A 15,754-nucleotide genomic window follows, 5' to 3' on the forward strand; every position below is an offset into this window, starting at 1 on the left:
CGATCCGAGGCGTGGTGACACAGAAAGGTCCACCGAAGTGACGACGAAAACAAGACTGACGTGCCCGTGTGGAACCGCGATCACCGGCACGGACGAAGACGACCTGGTTGCGAGGACGCGGTTGCACCTGGCCGAGTCGCATCCCGGAATGGAGTACTCGCGAGACGAGATCCTCTTCATCGCGTATTAGACCCGACACATGTTCGAACAGAGGAGTATTCATGAAACTCGAAGGCAAGGTCGCGCTGATCACAGGTGCCGGATCCGGGTTGGGGCGCGAGGCGGCCCAGTTGTTCGCGTCGGAGGGCGCGAAGGTGGCGGTGGTCGATATCGATCCGGAGCGGGCAAAGGGCACGGTCGCGCTGGTGGAAAAGAACGGTGGTTCAGCTGTCGCGATCACCGCCGATGTGCGGATCGAGCAGCAGGTGATCGACGCCGTGGCGGCGACGCTGGCGGCGTTCGGCAAGCTCGATATCGCCTGGGCCAATGCGGGAATCGTCTCACGCGGCGGAGTGCCATCGGTCGCCGGCGGTGAACAGGTCGAGTTCCAGGATCTGACGGATGCGGACTGGCAGGACGTGGTCGGTGTGAACCTGTCGGGTGTGTTCTACACCGCTAAGGCCGCGGTGCCGGCACTGCGGGCCAATGGTGGTGGTGTCATTCTGGCGACGTCGTCGGCGGCGTCGTTCGTGGCCTACCACAGCATCGCGGCGTACTCGGCGACGAAAGCCGGTGTGAACGGGATGGTTCGGGGATTGAGTCTGGATCTGGGGAAGTACGGGATCCGAGTCAACGCCATCGCACCGACGCACGGTATGTCACCGAACTTCCTGGCGCCTGCGGGTGCGCCGGTGGTTGGACAGTCCTACGAGCAGGTGGCCGGCCCCTGGGATCCCGAGGTGTCGCCGATTCCGCTGAAGCTCAATCGTCCGCCGTCATTGTCGGACAACGCGCGGGCCGCGTTGTTCCTGGTGTCCGATGATTCGGCGTATATCTCGGGCGTGACTCTGCCGACCACCGATGGTGGCACGTTATCTCGCGTGGCGATGATGTTCCCGGAAGACGGCAACAATCCTCCCCCCCATCGTCACCGGCGAGGAGTGACCGTCATGACTGCCCACGACAACGCACCGCGGAACGGCCCGCGCCGCCTCGTCGTTGATCGGTCGGTGTGCGCCGGGCACGGTGTGTGTTACGGCCATTCACCCGAGGTCGTCGACTGCGATGATTCCGGATTTCCGGTGATCCTCCAGGACCCACTCGAATTCGACCAGCACATCACGGCCGCCGAGGAGGCGGCCGTGATGTGCCCCGAGCGCGCCATGACGCTCGAGTCGCTCTGACCACGCGCAAATCGACCGAACGGCCGGAACTCCGCGGCCGTTATGCGGTGATTCCGCCGTCGGCGGTGTAGACGGCTCCGTTGACGAAGGAGGAGTCGATCGATAAGTGTTGCTTACCGGCGGGCCCACGATACGACCTGGTATCGGGCGGGTAACGGCGGCGCAGTGGTCCCAGTCACAGCGATCGGACAGCCCCGATGTTTGCCGTGCCGACACAGGAAAACCGTCGCGTTCCACGAAATCGCGCACGAGGTCTTCCTGCCCAGTGCGACCGGGCCGGCGGAGTGGACCGACCGACTATTGGTTGGTGAACCCGCGCCCGGATGGGTCACGCGCTCGCACCGGCCCGGCGATATCGACCGTCGTGGATGCCCGAACAATGCGCCGCCGGCTACTGCGGCATCGCCACGACCGCGGAATCGGTTCCCCAGTTCTACGCGCACCCCGGCGTTCGCTACGTCGCCATCGAAGACCTCGCCCCCACGCACGTTCTCCTCTGCGCTCGCGCAGACGACACCAACCCCGCCGTGGCAGCGTTCGAACAACTCGTGAGCGAGATCGTGGACACTTGAATCCGCGAGGGTCGGCTTCGTCTGGCAGCCGGGGATGTGGCCGTCGGGGTGCAGTGCGCCGGTGACGCCGCGATCAACGGTTCCCTCGACTCCTTCCCCTCACCCGGAGGGAATAATCCTGGTTCCTTACGGGGTATTTCCGGCAGAATTTGTAGCGTCGATCACATCGCGTTGCTTACGGTCGCCCTGACCGATCTTGCGCCGCGAAATTGAGGAGCCGTTGTGATCACCGCTGCTGATGTCGATTACCACCCGAGTGAGCCGTCGGCTCGGACCTGGGCTGAGACCATTGTGTTGGTCTTTTCAGTTCCGGAGGCCGGAATCCTCGGCAACGCTTACGTTCTGTCTCGGCCTAATGTCGGGGCCACCATCTCGTCGGTGGTCGTGCATTCCGGGCTCTGCACGCAGCCCTACCAGATCGATTTCACGGACCCGCAGATGCACGTACCGGCCCCGGAGGTGTTCTCGAAGTTCACGCTGGAGAGCGGGCTGAGTCTCGAGGCGACGAACGCGCCCCGCGATTTCCGTGTCTCGTACGAGAATGCACTGGGGGTCTGTCGTTTCGACCTCCAATTCCAAGGCCTGCACGAACCTTTCGACGTCCACGACGCCAGCCAGAATCCGCTCGTAGCCGGTGCTGACGGCCCCATCGACACCGGGCTCGGTGACGTGTGGGCGAACGGGCACTACGACATGATCGGGCACGTGACCGGCACCCTGGAACTGCGGGGCAAGGAGTACCAGGTCGACTGTTTCGACGGCATGGACCGTAGTTGGGGGCCCCGCGCGGAGCTCGGACACAGTGGTGCCGCCTGGATCCACGTGACGCTCGGCCCCGACTTCGGACTGCACCTGGGGATGGCCCTGGGCATCCGGAACGGCGAGGTGGTCTACGAGGGTCTGCGCTTCGGCTATGTCGTCGAGGACGGCGAAGTCTTCGGGATCACCCACGCGACCGTCGAGGCCTCCCGAGTCGACTTGATCGCTGTCAACAATCACATCACCGCAGTCGACGTCCGCGGCAAGAAGCACGAATTCTTCGGTACCGCCGTCGGTGGCGCACCGTGGTACAGCTTCAGCCCCGCCTACGTCAGTTGCCAGAGCCTGTTCCGTTACCAGGTCGGAAACCGGGTCGGATACGCCGAGGCGACGGATGTGCTGGGACTGGAGTTTCTCGCCGAGCGACTGTCGAGTCATGGCCGGCTGCGCGCAGGGGCCCGTCCCTGACGGTCCTGGTCTTCTCCGACGACGAAAGGCCGGCAATTCCATGCAACGAACAATCACGGCCGCGGTGGTCACCGAACCCGGCGGTCAATTCATTACCCACCAGGTCGAACTCGTCGATCCCGGCCCCGACGAGGTGGTCGTCGAGATACGGGGCGTGGGTCTGTGCCACACCGATATCGCCGCCCGCGACGGACCCTTCGGCCTGACATATCCGATGGTTCTCGGGCACGAGGGCAGCGGGATAGTGGTCGAGGTCGGTGTAGGAGTGACGACCGTACGGCCCGGCGATCACGTCGCGCTGTCGTTCGCTTCGTGCGGGAAGTGCGGCCCGTGCGACGACGGCCACTCCGCCTATTGCCTCGAGTTCGCGGCACGAAACTACGGCGGTGGCCTCGAGGCGGACGGCACCAGCTCGATCAGCCTGCAGGGCGCCCCCGTGACCGCGGCGTCCTTCGGACAGTCGTCGTTCGCGTCCCACGCCCTCGTCTCCGCACGCAACGTCGTCAAGGTCGACGTGGATGTGCCGGTGGAACTCATCGGCCCGCTCGGCTGCCGTATACAGACCGGTGCCGGTGCGGTGTTCAACAGCCTCGACTGCAAGGAAGGCGAGTCGCTGCTGGTTCTCGGTGCCGGACCGGTGGGGCTGTCCGCCGTGATGGCGGCGAAAGTGCTTGGTTGCGAATCGATTATCGTCTCGGACCCGGATCGACGCCGCCGTACGCTCGCCGCCGACCTGGGTGCCACCGCGACTCTGGATCCGGGCGATGGACCGCTCGTCGACCAAGTCCGTGCAGCGGTACCTGCGGGTGTGGACTACGCATTCGACACGACCGGAGTCCCGGCCGTCATGGTGGAGGCACTCGGCGCTCTCGCCCCGCTCGGCACACTCGGTTTCGTCGGTGTGCCGCACGACATGGCGGCCACGCTCGCGCTGCCTCTCGTGCCGGCGATGGTGGCCGGGCTGACCGTCCGGGGCATCACGGAGGGGGACAGCGATCCTCGCACGTTCATCCCCTACCTGCTCGACCTCTATCGGGCCGGAAAATTCCCCTTCGACCGGCTCGTCGGCACGTTCCCGTTCGCCGACATCGAGGCTGCGGTACAGGCACAGCTGCGTGGCGAAGTCGCAAAAGTGGTCCTGATCCAGGACGGCGCCGACCCCACACCCCACTCGAACGGAGAATGATTCATGGTGATGACAACGCCCTCCACCCGCGCGGCCGCGCGCGTGGAGTCGACGATCGACGCCGTCCTGCGTCGCAAGATGCAACGGCGGGGGGCCATGATCCATGAGCAGCCTGCAATCGACGCCGTGTCGGAACGACTGCGGGAGTTCCTCTCCCAACGGATCGACGGAGAATTCCTCATCGAGGGCATCGGCCGACTTGCGGGAGGTGCGTCGAAAGAGCAGTTCGTCTTCGATCTGGGCTGGGTGCGGAACGGGCAGCGCAGGCGGGACCGCATGGTGTTGCGGATGGATCCGCCTGGGTCGATGGTCGAGACTCCGCGGCTGCGCGAGTTCGAAGTACTGACGATGCTCGACGGTGTGGTCCCCGTGCCGCGCGTGTTCTGGGCGACCGAGGATCCCGCGGAACTCGGTGCGCCGTCGATGATCTGCGGCTACGTTCCAGGATCGGCGAGCGCGAAGGCTGCCGTGAAGACGGCGTCGGGGCTCGGAACCGTGTACGGCGCGGCGCTGCGTCCGGTCTTGGGACCCCAGTTCGTTCGTCATCTCGCCGAACTGCATCGGTTCGATTGGACTCCCCACGATCTCCCCTCGTTCGAACGACCGCGGGCCGGGACGACTGACGCGATCGATTGGAGACTGGCGGCCACCGACCGCGCCTGGCAGGAAGACTCGTTCGAGGCGCACCCGGTGATTGCCCTGACACAACGGTGGTTGTGGGAACGACGTCCGCCGGTCGATCACGTGTCGGTGATTCACGGCGACTACCGCAACGGCAACTTCCTGTTCGACGAGGATGACGGGACGATCACCGCCTTGCTGGACTGGGAACTGACGTATCTGGGCGACAGACACCACGATCTCGCCTACGCGATGATGGAGGGATGGGGTGAGCACGACCCGGCGACGGGACAGTTCTACTGCTCGGCGCTGGTGACCCGTGACGACATGATCGCGGAGTACGAGAAGGTTTCGGGTCTGCCGGTGGATTCAGCGCGACTCGAGTACTACACGGTGCTCAACATGTATTGGGCGGCGGTTGCTCTGGTCGGTACGGGGCCGCGAAACGCGGCCGAACGCCTGACCCACCTGGATTCGATGCAGACATTTCTCGGCGGACTCGGCGCCTTCTATCTCGACCAGTTGCTCGCAATTGTCGGCAAGGACTAGGAGCTTCCCATGATTCCCACTGTGGCACAGCAGATCAGCGCAGTTCGCAACACGATCCGCAAGTCGGTGTTACCCGCTCTCGATCCGGACGATTCGTTCGCGGCGGAGCAGGCCGGACTCGTACTCGCCTGCCTGGATTGGGTACTGGACGTTCAGGCGTTCGAATACCCGTACGAGGTCGCCGAGCACGTAGACGCTCGGCACACCCTCATGGCCCTCACGGAACTGAACTCCGAGTTCGCCGTCGAGTGCCGCGCGCTGCTCGACGAGACGGCCTCGCCCGCGACGAACCCCCTGGAATTGCGGCAGCAGGTGCGTGGCTTGAAGGAACTCGTTGCGCGCGGGTATCGGGATCTCGCCGCTGCGGAAGGGCCCAGCGCCGAATCGGCTCTTCGCATCGTGGCCGAGGCCGCAGCCCGGCAGACCGAGCGGGAACTCGCGTGGTGCCGTATGACGGGTTTCCCCCAGGGTGACGTGCCGAACGTCGGCGAGGTACTGAGGGCCCAGCGGCGCGAATGACATGGACCTGGCCGCGGCACGGAGGGGCCGCTAAGAATTGCCGGCATCGAAGCGCGCGATGAGTTCGGCTCGATTGGCGGCGCCGCACTTGCGGAGAACCCTTTTGACGTGAGACCGCACGGTTTCCACGGAGACGACCAAGTTGGCGGCGATCGCGGCGTTCGAGGCACCTGTCAAAGCGAGTGCGAGGACGTCGCGTTCTCGCGTGGTCAGCGGTTCGAGTGCGATGGACGAGTGCGGATCCGGAGTCGGGGCGGGAGCAGGAGTGGCCCGCGTGTGGGCGGAGTCCCCGAGACTCGCGAGCGTGTGCAGAAGGTCTTGCTGACGGTGGTGCCGCCGGTCCAGGGCCGCACAGTCGAGACAGGTGCCGACCACTCCCGCGTAAGCGAGCAGAGCATCCATGACGACGTCGTCGGGAGTGGAGCCGACATGGATCACGCCGGCCGGTAGGCCGCCGATATCGACCCGGAACGCTGTATACCTCTTGTGCGCAGAGACTTCGGGGATTCCGGTGGCCTCCGGACCGTCGAGTTCGGAGAAGAACACGTCCTTGCACGTGGCTATGGCGGCCGCGCCGGGGCACACCGCGCGGATGATGTCGTCGACCGTGGTGGCACGCTGCAGGACGGATACTGCGGACTGCAGTAGGTGCGTTGCGGCTTCCAGCCGGTCGAGGTCGTCGGCGTGTGTCCGGTCCTGTGCTTCGATCAGCTCGACGAGCCGGATCGCCGCATCGTGCGGTTCGGCAGCGGAATCATTCGCAAGATCGGCGAGAATACGGTCGATCTCGTCGGTCAGCGCATTCTGGTCGGTCATGCGAACCTCAGCACGTTTCTCGCCCGGGCCGGTGCAATTTCCTGTGCAGGACCGCCGCTTCGGCGCGGGTGGACACACCGAGTTTGCGGTAGATCCGCTGGACGTGGGACTTCACTGTGCCCTCGGAGACGAACAGTGCTCGGGCGATGTCGGCGTTCGGTGTGCCGTGGGCGACGAGCTCGAACACTTCGTGTTCTCGCACGGTGAGGGCAGCGCAGTGGGAGGTCCCGGCCGGGCCGCTCGTGCAGTCGGCGCGATCGGGTTCGGCGCCGAGCGCCTCGGCGAGACTGAGCTGTGACTGCTCGAGGTCGTCGAGGGCGGACTGAATCGCCGTCATCTGTTCTGTCATCCGGTGGCGGCGGGTCGCGATGGCGGATCGGAGGGTTTCCTGTTCCGCGGTCAGCGCGCAAACCGCGGCCGCAGTCTGCAGGGTGGTCATGTCGGACTCGTCGACCTCGACATCGTCGTGGTCCGCATGAAGTAGTGCTGTGACTCGCCCCGCGGCAACCACCGGTACCGCGAGATAGCCGCGTGGCCGCGACAGTTCGACCAGCGGGCGATAGGTGTTCCGATAGATGTCGATCGGATCCACGGCGATTCCGCGTCCGCTGCGGAACACCTCTTCCTCTCGCGGCGCGGCACCAGCGGGGAGTGACAGCGCCGCCACCGCCTGCCGCAGAGGAGCGAACGAGTCGTCCAGTTCGGGATGAATCGCGATCGTGGTGGGAGACCAGCCGGAGGTCGTGGCCGGGGAGTACACAGACTTCTTGAAGCCCAGGTCCCGGCACAACCGGTCGGTCACGACATACGGACGCTCGGCCCGCGACACCCCGCGGAGATTGGTGAGAAACGCGCGAAAGCCCGTGAGCTGAGATCGATGGTCCGCAATCCGCCGCGCCTGTCGCCGACGCTGGATCGCCTCGATCTCCTGGAGAAGTTCAGCGGCATTGCGGATTTCGCCGGAATCTCTCGCCCCTGATCGCAGGCGCGAGAGCAGGGCCTGACGGGTCCATTCGAGAGTGAGGGGGTCTTCGCCGGATTGCACCGCCAGTTCCGCTGCGGCCTGCGAGTTGCCTCTCCGGACGGCGAGGTCGAACAGAGGAGCGAGTTCGCCGTCGGATGGTGGGTTCATCGGGATACTCATTTCCTGCGGGGTCCTGCGACCTGCGGGCAGGAACTTCCAGGCCGCGCGGTCGATCGACGCGGCTTCCTTCTCACATCTTTGGACTGATCATAAAGCCAAAGCGTGGGGTGCGGCAAGGGTCGCTGTCAGGTGCGACGGCGTGCTCGGTAACGGTGACGCCGTGAGGACGCGGCGTCTGGACCTCACGTCCTCAGCGGCGTGAGGTCCAGACCGCCCGCCTACAGGAATTCGTCGATACTGCGGAGTTGCTCCGGGGCGGCTTCGAATCCGAAGGGTGCGTACCAGGACCGCTCGAACGCGAGGAGGTTGCGGGACGCCTCGGTGACCCATTTGCCCACTGCCAGGCGGACGTCGTCCGGGAGTGACTCGTCCTGGACGACGGTGCTGACAGCGGCGGCCAGGGTCGCGCCCAGCTCGATGAGCTCCGTCGTGCCGGTGGACGCGGATTCTCGTGCGCTCCGGGCCGTATCGATGTGTTTGGTCAGCTCACCGATTGCCGGGATCGATCGCGTGGGGACTCGCGCCAGCACGCCGTCGGCCATCCGGAGGTACTCGCCGAGTTCGAATCTCGACCTTTCGTGGATCCGATAGATCCGCGTGCGCAGGAACTCCAGGTAGTCGGCAACGAGGGGCAGTTGCTCGGAGGCGAGCGGATCGGCCCGGTCGACGGCCGGCGCGACCGAGTCGAGAAGCGACTTGCGCAGGGCTCCGAGTGTGTTGCGCGAGTGGTCCATCACAGCACCTCTTCCAGGAGTGTGTTCAGTTCGTCCGCTGCGACCGCAGACATGCCCTTGACGCGACACAGGACGACGTCCTGATGCGACTTGCCCAGCTTCGCGACCCGGTGTGCGGAGGCCATCGTGGAAACGACGATCTGATACGCGTTGAGGATCTTGTAGAAGGTGAGTTTCTCGGAGTCCACCGGCAAACCGGTGGCGGCCTCGTAGCGTCGGTAGAAGTCGTCCTCCGGGATCAGCCCGCATACGAGGTACCGATCCTGCTCGTCGTAGTGGCCGAACGTGGATTGCGTGGTCCATGCGAGGTCTCGGTGCCGGTCGCCGAGATGGCCGCGTTCCCAGTCGAGCCAGGCCGTGATCGCCAGGGTGTCCTCGTCGTAGAGGAAGTTACCGCTGCGGTAGTCGCCGTGGACGACGCTCACGTGATCGAGGACGGGCAGATGACCGAGCATCCAGTGCTCGGCCACGTCCATCAGCGGCACGTCGGCCGCGCGGTCCTCCACCCAGGTCCGGCGGGCCTGATTGAGCAGCCACCGCGCCGCGTCATCGGTCCCGACCCGAGGCCGGGCGAGGCTGGTGAACTCCGCCTCGGACAGATCGAACGTGTGAAGGGCGGCCAGGTAGGACACGAACTGATCAGCGAGACGGCTGCGTGTGCCGGCACCGAAATTCGTTCCCAGGCCGCTGATCCTGCCGGTGGTGGTCGCCGACGGCTTGGTGACTCCCGAGACGTAGGAGTAGATGAGCGCGGGTTCCGGGAAATACTCGCCGTCGATGTCGATGAAGCGTGGTTCCGGAACGGGAACGGTGCCCCGTACCGCGCCGACGAGTTCGAACTCGCGTAGGCGACTGGTGGCGTTCGACCCCTCGGCCGGGTCCATGCGAACGACCAATCGCTCACTCGTCCAGGATCCGGACTCTTCGCGGTGCAACGTGAATCCCATCTGGACCTTGGACACACCGCCGGTGAACCATCGGGCATCGGACACCCGGAAGGGGCCGTCGAGGTGAGCCGACAGAAACGTCTCGACACAGCGGGTGAACTCGTCCAGGTCCATTCGCCGGTACGAACCGAGTGCGCGACGGTTCATCTTGCGGGTCAATGTCCGATCGACTTCGGGTTCGGTGGGGTACCGCGCGCGGAGACGCTCGATCTGTGCGTTGGTCGGGGCGTCGGCCCAGTCCCTCTCGGGCAAGGACAAAGAAGTGCTGGTCATCGGAATTTCCCCCTACTTCAATCGGCCGTGACGGGACATCCGCTCGGCCAGATAGTCCAATCCGAAGATGTCGCCCATCTCGCCGTAGCCGACGGCGGAACCGCGCTCGTACCGGAACAACGACTGGTAGCAGACGTGGGAGGGGTTGAACGTGTACCACGGGTGCCCCGCGATCGCGCTGCCGAAGAACTCGTGTTTTCTGCCGCGGACATCGGTGGCCGTGACGTGGTTGCTGAACGCGAGCATGTCGACGCGCTCCGCCTCGATCGTTCCGTCGATCAGGCCGAAGACCTCGCCGTGCTCGACGACGTAACCGAACCGGATCTTGTCGTAGAACACCTGGCCTCGTTCGATTCGCATCGGCACCGCCATGTGCATCGCGAAGTCCTCACCGAAGTTGATCGAGACCCAGGAGACCGACCGTGTGCCGACCTCTGGGCGGGGTCCCCAGCTGTGGTCCATTCCCTCGTACGATTCGACCTGGTACGTCTTGCCGCGCAGTTCCAGTTCGCCGCGGATGCGGCCCTTGACTTCGAAGTGCCCGTTCTCCCACTCGTTGCCCTTGCGTGGGTCGTGCGAGGTTTCGCGGTCCAGGTCGAGGAGCGGATTCTGGTTCGGGTCGTGTGGGTCGAACGGTTCGTGCAGTCCCTCGAAGGTGAGGTCGAAACTTGCTGCCCCCAGGGCGTTCTTGTACTGCATGCGGTAGTTCCGCGGTCCGTCCGTGGACACGGTGAGGCCGTTGTCGAGGGTGTAGTTGCTGAACGAGTCGGGGCAGGGCAGGTGCATCTGGGGGTCGGTGAAGTCGACTTCGTACGGTTGGCGGCAGAATCCCTCGGCCAGGATGACCGAGGACAGGGTGACGCCGAGGTTCGGCCGGGCCAGTACGTAGGCGTTGCCGAAGATTCGTGCTTCGGGCACGGAGATGATCAGGACGGTGGTTTCGGTCCAGGTCTTGTCGGTGAGGTCTCGGGAGTGGAATTCGGTATCGGAGTGCGTGATCACTGCGTTGTCCAATCGTGTGGTCGTAGGGGTCTGTCTGTGCGCTCAGTCGTGTTGCAGCTGTTTGGTGTTCGAGTGAATTGGGGTGCTCGTGCGAAGGGTTTTCGAGACGGCGATCATGATCAGGCCGCCGACGCCGAGGACGATCGCGCCGACGAGGAACGACAGCCTGTTGCCGGCCTCGCCCGGGAAGGCGTCGCGGATGATGCCGAACATGTACGGCGAGACGAACCCGCCGATGTTGCCGATGCTGCTGATCAACGCGATCCCTGACGCTGCGGCGGCGCCGGAGACGATCTTCGGTGCGGTGGTCCAGAACGTCGGGATGGTGGCCATCGAACCGATGGTGCCGACGCAGATCGCGATCGCTGCGATGTACGGGCTGGAGGACACCGTAGCGGCAGCGATCACCCATGCGCAGGCTCCGGCCAGGGTCGGAACGACGAAGTGCCACATGCGTTCCTGGGTGCGGTCCGAACTCCGGGAGATCAGCACCATGGCGATTCCCGTGAAGACATACGGCACCGCGGCCAGGTAACCGATCCCGGTGGTGCCGACGGTGCCGCCGGTCATCTCCTTGATGATCGACGGGAGGAAGAAGCCCATGAGATAGATGGGCACGACCATCGAAAAGTACACGGCAGCGAGCATGAGGACTCGGTAGTTCTTCAGCCCGTCCGACCAATGCGGACGACTGGTGCCGTCGTCGGTATCGGTGGGATCCTCCTGGCTGATCGTGTCGGTAAGCCACTGCGCTTCAGAGGTAGTGAGCCAACGCGCGTCGCCGGGCTCGTTCGGGAGGAACTTGACGATGACGACGGCGAGCAGCAGGCAGGGCAGGCCTTCGGCGATGAACATGAACTGCCATCCGGCCAGACCCCACGGGTTGAGCGACATGAGAGTGCTGGTCAGGGGCGACCCGACCGCCGAGGCGACGGGAATGGCGAGGAAGAACAAGCCGAGGATCCGTCCCCGGTTCGCCGACGGTACCCATCGCGTGAGGTAGTAGACCACTCCCGGTAGCAGGCCGGCTTCTGCGGCGCCGAGGAGGAAGCGCATCCCGTAGAACATCCAGATGTTCTCGACCAGCGACATCAAGGCTGTGACCAGGCCCCACGTGATCATGATGCGGGCAATCCAGATCCGGGCCCCGATGCGGTGGAGTGCGATGTTACTGGGAACCTCGAAGAGGACGTAGGCGATGAAGAAGACTCCGGCGCCGAGGCCGAAAGCGGCTTCGGAGAGGCCGAGATCGGTCTGCATCTGCAGTTTGGCCACACCGATGTTCGTGCGGTCCACATAGCTGAGCAACGCAGCGAGAAACAACATCGGAACGATCCGGAACGAGATCTTTCGCGAAATGCTCGAACCGGGAGCGTAGTCGGTTGTCTGTTCGGCGGGGTTTCGCCGAGGGTGGTTGTCCATGGTCACCTGAACCTTCTGAGGGGGAAATCGCGGACTGGGTGCAGATCCCAGCGGAAGTGACGACGTCACCGCGAACCATAAGAACGACGGGAATGGCAGTACAACGCTCTGCCCGGCCCCTACCGGTTTCGCGGGTGAATCGGCGCTGTGGTTGCCGACAGCGCGGCCCGGCGGGGATGCTTGCCAATCAGTGGTGGATGCAGTACTAGCGAATCCGTCCTGTCGGTGAGCAGATTCGCGCTTCGGTCTCAACTTGTGAGGCCGGTGGGGCTGGTGGGGCGCTCACGCATGCATCCGAGCTGTTGAGTGCTCGACATCACCTGTAGTGGCGGGGTGTTCCGAAACTACGCCGAATGCACTACAACGACAGATCGTGATGAACGAATCGAGTTCGGCGCACGACGCCGGAAGTCGCGACGGCGGAACGGCGCGTGCCCTCCCGCGGGGGTTCGCGGTCTTCTGTGCGCAATTCGCCGCTCGATTCCCCCGCGTCGAGCCCCGTCGACGGATGACGGCGTACGTATACGGACTGCTGGATGGCGCCTGGCGCAAGAACGGGTGGACGCAGGCAGACGCGGCGGGAGAAGCCGGCCCGGAGGGCATGCAACGGTTGCTGAACGCGGCATCCTGGGACGAGGACGGCGTGCGCGACGACACGCGCGAGGTGGTGGTCCAGGCGGTCGGCGATGTCTGGCAGGGTCGGCTGATCGTCGGCGACCTGTGTTTCCGCAAGCGAGGCAGCCGGTCTGCGGGGGCGGCCCCTCGGGTGTCGGAGGAGAGCGGGCGGGCCGAAAACGCCCAGTCCGGCATATTCCTGGCGTACGCATCCGAGGCGGGCGTGGGCCTGATCGACCGCGAGCTGTACCTGCCGAGGGAATGGACAGATGACCGGAACCGTTGCCGGACAGCGGGTATCGACGATTCGGTGGAATACGAGAGCCCGGCCGACTTGGCGCGGGCGATGATCGACCGGGCCCTCGACGCGGGGGTGCCGTTCGTCTGGGTCACGGCCGGCGCGACCTATGGCCGGTCGGAACCTCTCCGGAGATGGCTGGAGGAGCGCGGTGTTCCCCACATCGTCGAAGTTCCAGGCGACTGCCGGGTGACCACGGCGAACCTGCAGGTCCGCAATGTCGATGCTGTGATCGATGAACTGTCGGAGACGGTGTGGCACCGGCTCAGTCACGGTGACGGAGCCACCGGACATCGCGTTCGGGACTGGGCGGCCGTCGACTTGCACAGGTCCGGACAGCGGCACGGGAGCTGGTTACTGGCCGGACGATTGATCACCGATCAGTCCGACGTCACCTATCACCTGTGTTTCGGGCCGGTCGGCAGCATCCTGTCCGAACTCGCCCGGATAGCCGATGGGCATCGGGCAGTCGAGGGGTGCCTCCGCGCGGCACGGGAGAAGTCAGGTCTCGCGGACTATCAGGTCCGCGGGTACAGAGCGTGGTATCGACACGTCACCCTGTCGATGGTGGCGGCGGCGTACCTGTCGATCCTGGAGGCGAAGACGGCGGACCGGAATGCGGGTGAGGTGTCGCATGTGAGGCCGGTGCGTTCCCGGCCGAACGCGGTCGCACCGTGGTGGTGAGACAGAGCACGTCGACGTCCTCGCCGGCCGTCGTGGTCGTTTCCTCGACGACATCGAGCGCGGGGTGGCCCTGGAAGCGGAGAATCAGCAACGCGGTCTGGATGCTCAACTGATCCGCAGCGTCTCCGACGATGTCGAGGCCCGTCACGGCGTGTACGCGCGAGAGGCGAAGTCGCACGGTGTTTTCGTGGATGCCGAGACGGCGTGCGGCACCACGAGGACTCCGGCCGGCGTCGAACCAGCACTGCACGGTACGCAGCAGATCGTCCGTTCCGGGCGCATCCCGGAGGAGAGGTCCGAGGAGGTCGCCGACGAACCGCCGCAGGGCGTCGAGGTCACCGTTGGCCAGAAACACCCGGGCCGGGCCCAGATCGTCGACCGCGAGGATCCGGTGCGTCGCGGGTGGGGTGAAGCGGTCGGCGCACTGGACGACTTCGCGGGCCTCACGGTATGCGCGCGAGAGTCCGGCCGGTTCGCATACCGATGACACACCGGCGATCATTCCCGGGGACCGGCACACCGCCGCTGCTGCGCGAGTGAGCGCATCCTTGACGTGCGATACCACGATCACGGACGCGACATCGCTCGAGGCTTCGACCAATAGGATCACCCCTTCCGACCCCCGGGTCGACAGCACCTCGACACCGAGGGAACGCTCGATGTGTTCGGTGATCGTTTGATCGAATCCCTCGCGCTCCCCGTCCGGAGCCTGTACGAATACCAGCACGCGGTGTGCCTCGGTATCGACGCCGAGGTACTCACCGCTCGCCGCGAGATCCTCGTGAGCGCCCGTTCCGAGGATCAGTTGTCGAGTCAACGCGGACTTCGCGTTCCACGCGACGCGGGCGATGCGTCGTTGGCTCAGGAACTGGGCGCCGATACGACGTGCACACCGCGCCGCGGTGTACTCGTCCGTCGGGCGGAGCGGCGTCGGATGTTCATCGATCACGAGCCAGCCGAAATGCTCACCCCGCTCGGCAATCCGGGTGACGATCTTTCGGCGGATCATCTCGGTCGACGCTCCGGCGGCGAGCACGACGGGTTTCGATCCCGCAGCCGCGTCCGACGGGTAGGACTGGAGAATTGTTGCGAGCGTGGGCATCGACGTTCGCCCAGTCGAGTGTGGACCGGCAGCGGCGATCGTTCGCTCCCGCCGGTCGAACAGGACCACGGACTTCCCCGTCAACTCCGCGCAGACCTTCACGATCGCGGACATGGTGTCGGCAACGGCGACTGCATCGTCGAGTCGCTCGACCACCGCGGCACGCTCGTCGGTCAGCAGTCTGCCGTGCTCGAGGTCCCGCCTGCGACGGCGCTGCTCCTCGGCGTCGAGGACGGTAGCCGCTGCGGAATCGACCAGCGAGCGGATCGAGTCGAGCGCAGCAGAATGCACGGTGGTGAACTCGGCATCGGGCCCCGGGTCGGTGAGGAGAAGGATCCGGACGGGATCCGATCGGGCATCGGACAGCCGAAGCACCACGATCCGCGCGGAATCCTGAAAGCAGCTACCTGCCAGTTCCTGACCCCCGCCGAAGACCGGCTCGGGGGACTTCAACGCTCGGCACACGAGCGGTTCGCCCGGAGGCACCCGTAGTCCGGGGGCTCGGGATCCGCTGAATGGAAGGGGGATGAACAAACCACGGGCCCCGTCTTCCACCAGCACACGCGCGGACGCGAACCCGGACTGAGATGCTGTGCGACTGAGCAGTTCGTCGAGCAGGCGCAGATACGGCGGGATCGTCGGCAGATGTGCAGTCATGACTCCTCTCCCGATCAGGCGCACCGAGGTGGCGAGTCGTCAC

At 65.2% G+C, this 15,754-nt stretch carries 14 protein-coding genes and 2 pseudogenes; 9 read left to right on the forward strand and 7 right to left on the reverse strand.

Annotation, left to right across the window (positions count from 1 at the left end; genetic code table 11):
• Positions 1-37: 37 nt before the first annotated feature.
• The 8 genes and pseudogenes from H0B43_RS20110 (at position 38) to H0B43_RS20145 (ending at position 6,017) form a co-directional block, all read left to right on the forward strand.
• Positions 38-190 carry a DUF1059 domain-containing protein gene (locus tag H0B43_RS20110; RefSeq protein WP_185726339.1) on the forward strand — a complete coding sequence of 51 codons (153 nt, stop codon included), beginning with the start codon at positions 38-40 and terminating at the stop codon, positions 188-190.
• 31 nt (positions 191-221) lie between these two features.
• Positions 222-1,085 (forward strand): annotated as a pseudogene (locus H0B43_RS20115) (SDR family NAD(P)-dependent oxidoreductase); the annotation flags it as partial.
• A gap of 24 nt (positions 1,086-1,109) precedes the next feature.
• A complete protein-coding gene (locus H0B43_RS20120) occupies positions 1,110-1,343 on the forward strand; it encodes a ferredoxin (RefSeq protein WP_185726338.1) in 234 nt (77 codons plus the stop codon).
• A gap of 368 nt (positions 1,344-1,711) precedes the next feature.
• Positions 1,712-1,915, forward strand: a complete 204-nt coding sequence (locus H0B43_RS20125) for a hypothetical protein (RefSeq protein ID WP_185726337.1) — start codon at positions 1,712-1,714, stop codon at positions 1,913-1,915.
• A gap of 378 nt (positions 1,916-2,293) precedes the next feature.
• Positions 2,294-3,142, forward strand: a complete 849-nt coding sequence (locus H0B43_RS20130) for a hypothetical protein (protein WP_312033689.1) — start codon at positions 2,294-2,296, stop codon at positions 3,140-3,142.
• A gap of 40 nt (positions 3,143-3,182) precedes the next feature.
• Positions 3,183-4,328 (forward strand): NAD(P)-dependent alcohol dehydrogenase, encoded by a 1,146-nt coding sequence (locus H0B43_RS20135; protein ID WP_185726335.1) that lies wholly within the window; start codon positions 3,183-3,185, stop codon positions 4,326-4,328.
• 3 nt (positions 4,329-4,331) lie between these two features.
• Positions 4,332-5,498 carry a phosphotransferase family protein gene (locus tag H0B43_RS20140; RefSeq protein WP_185726334.1) on the forward strand — a complete coding sequence of 389 codons (1,167 nt, stop codon included), beginning with the start codon at positions 4,332-4,334 and terminating at the stop codon, positions 5,496-5,498.
• Positions 5,499-5,507: 9 nt separating this feature from the next.
• Positions 5,508-6,017, forward strand: coding sequence for a hypothetical protein (locus tag H0B43_RS20145; RefSeq protein WP_185726333.1), 510 nt, complete (start codon positions 5,508-5,510; stop codon positions 6,015-6,017).
• Between the two features lie 30 nt (positions 6,018-6,047).
• Here H0B43_RS20145 and H0B43_RS20150 read toward each other — a convergent pair whose 3' ends face one another.
• The 6 genes from H0B43_RS20150 to H0B43_RS20175 form a co-directional block, all read right to left on the reverse strand.
• On the reverse strand, positions 6,048-6,833 hold the full coding sequence (locus H0B43_RS20150; protein ID WP_185726332.1) for a helix-turn-helix transcriptional regulator: 786 nt from the start codon (positions 6,831-6,833) through the stop codon (positions 6,048-6,050).
• A 7-nt stretch (positions 6,834-6,840) separates the two neighbouring features.
• Entirely contained in the window at positions 6,841-7,965 is a 1,125-nt protein-coding gene (locus tag H0B43_RS42550; RefSeq protein ID WP_282555432.1) for a helix-turn-helix transcriptional regulator, read from the reverse strand.
• A gap of 230 nt (positions 7,966-8,195) precedes the next feature.
• Complete coding sequence (locus tag H0B43_RS20160; protein ID WP_185726331.1) at positions 8,196-8,711, reverse strand: hypothetical protein; 516 nt, start codon at positions 8,709-8,711, stop codon at positions 8,196-8,198.
• Entirely contained in the window at positions 8,711-9,931 is a 1,221-nt protein-coding gene (locus H0B43_RS20165; protein ID WP_185726330.1) for a phosphotransferase family protein, read from the reverse strand. Before H0B43_RS20165 ends, H0B43_RS20160 begins: the two co-directional genes overlap by 1 nt.
• Positions 9,932-9,943: 12 nt before the next feature.
• Positions 9,944-10,945, reverse strand: coding sequence for a hypothetical protein (locus H0B43_RS20170; protein WP_213015199.1), 1,002 nt, complete (start codon positions 10,943-10,945; stop codon positions 9,944-9,946).
• A 30-nt stretch (positions 10,946-10,975) separates the two neighbouring features.
• Positions 10,976-12,355: an MFS transporter gene (locus tag H0B43_RS20175; RefSeq protein ID WP_185726329.1), complete on the reverse strand. Its 1,380-nt coding sequence runs from the start codon at positions 12,353-12,355 to the stop codon at positions 10,976-10,978.
• 376 nt (positions 12,356-12,731) lie between these two features.
• Here H0B43_RS20175 and H0B43_RS20180 point away from each other — a divergent pair, with 376 nt between their 5' ends.
• Positions 12,732-13,952 (forward strand): IS701 family transposase, encoded by a 1,221-nt coding sequence (locus H0B43_RS20180; RefSeq protein ID WP_252189752.1) that lies wholly within the window; start codon positions 12,732-12,734, stop codon positions 13,950-13,952.
• Positions 13,953-14,046: 94 nt separating this feature from the next.
• On the opposite strand, the pseudogene H0B43_RS42875 reads toward H0B43_RS20180, so the two are convergent.
• Positions 14,047-15,711 (reverse strand): annotated as a pseudogene (locus tag H0B43_RS42875) (PucR family transcriptional regulator); the annotation flags it as partial.
• Positions 15,712-15,754: the final 43 nt, after the last annotated feature.

It is taken from the genome of Rhodococcus sp. 4CII, assembly GCF_014256275.1.
GTDB lineage: Bacteria > Actinomycetota > Actinomycetes > Mycobacteriales > Mycobacteriaceae > Rhodococcus_F > Rhodococcus_F wratislaviensis_A.

Coding starts and splice junctions, on each gene's coding strand:
- H0B43_RS20160 (WP_185726331.1), bottom strand. CDS start 8,711: ATGGACCACTCGCGCAACACACTCGGAGCCCTGCGCAAGTCGCTTCTC.
- H0B43_RS20180 (WP_252189752.1), top strand. CDS start 12,732: ATGAACGAATCGAGTTCGGCGCACGACGCCGGAAGTCGCGACGGCGGA.
- H0B43_RS20150 (WP_185726332.1), bottom strand. CDS start 6,833: ATGACCGACCAGAATGCGCTGACCGACGAGATCGACCGTATTCTCGCC.
- H0B43_RS42550 (WP_282555432.1), bottom strand. CDS start 7,965: ATGAACCCACCATCCGACGGCGAACTCGCTCCTCTGTTCGACCTCGCC.
- H0B43_RS20165 (WP_185726330.1), bottom strand. CDS start 9,931: ATGACCAGCACTTCTTTGTCCTTGCCCGAGAGGGACTGGGCCGACGCC.
- H0B43_RS20175 (WP_185726329.1), bottom strand. CDS start 12,355: ATGGACAACCACCCTCGGCGAAACCCCGCCGAACAGACAACCGACTAC.
- H0B43_RS20120 (WP_185726338.1), top strand. CDS start 1,110: ATGACTGCCCACGACAACGCACCGCGGAACGGCCCGCGCCGCCTCGTC.
- H0B43_RS20135 (WP_185726335.1), top strand. CDS start 3,183: ATGCAACGAACAATCACGGCCGCGGTGGTCACCGAACCCGGCGGTCAA.
- H0B43_RS20145 (WP_185726333.1), top strand. CDS start 5,508: ATGATTCCCACTGTGGCACAGCAGATCAGCGCAGTTCGCAACACGATC.
- H0B43_RS20125 (WP_185726337.1), top strand. CDS start 1,712: ATGCCCGAACAATGCGCCGCCGGCTACTGCGGCATCGCCACGACCGCG.
- H0B43_RS20140 (WP_185726334.1), top strand. CDS start 4,332: ATGGTGATGACAACGCCCTCCACCCGCGCGGCCGCGCGCGTGGAGTCG.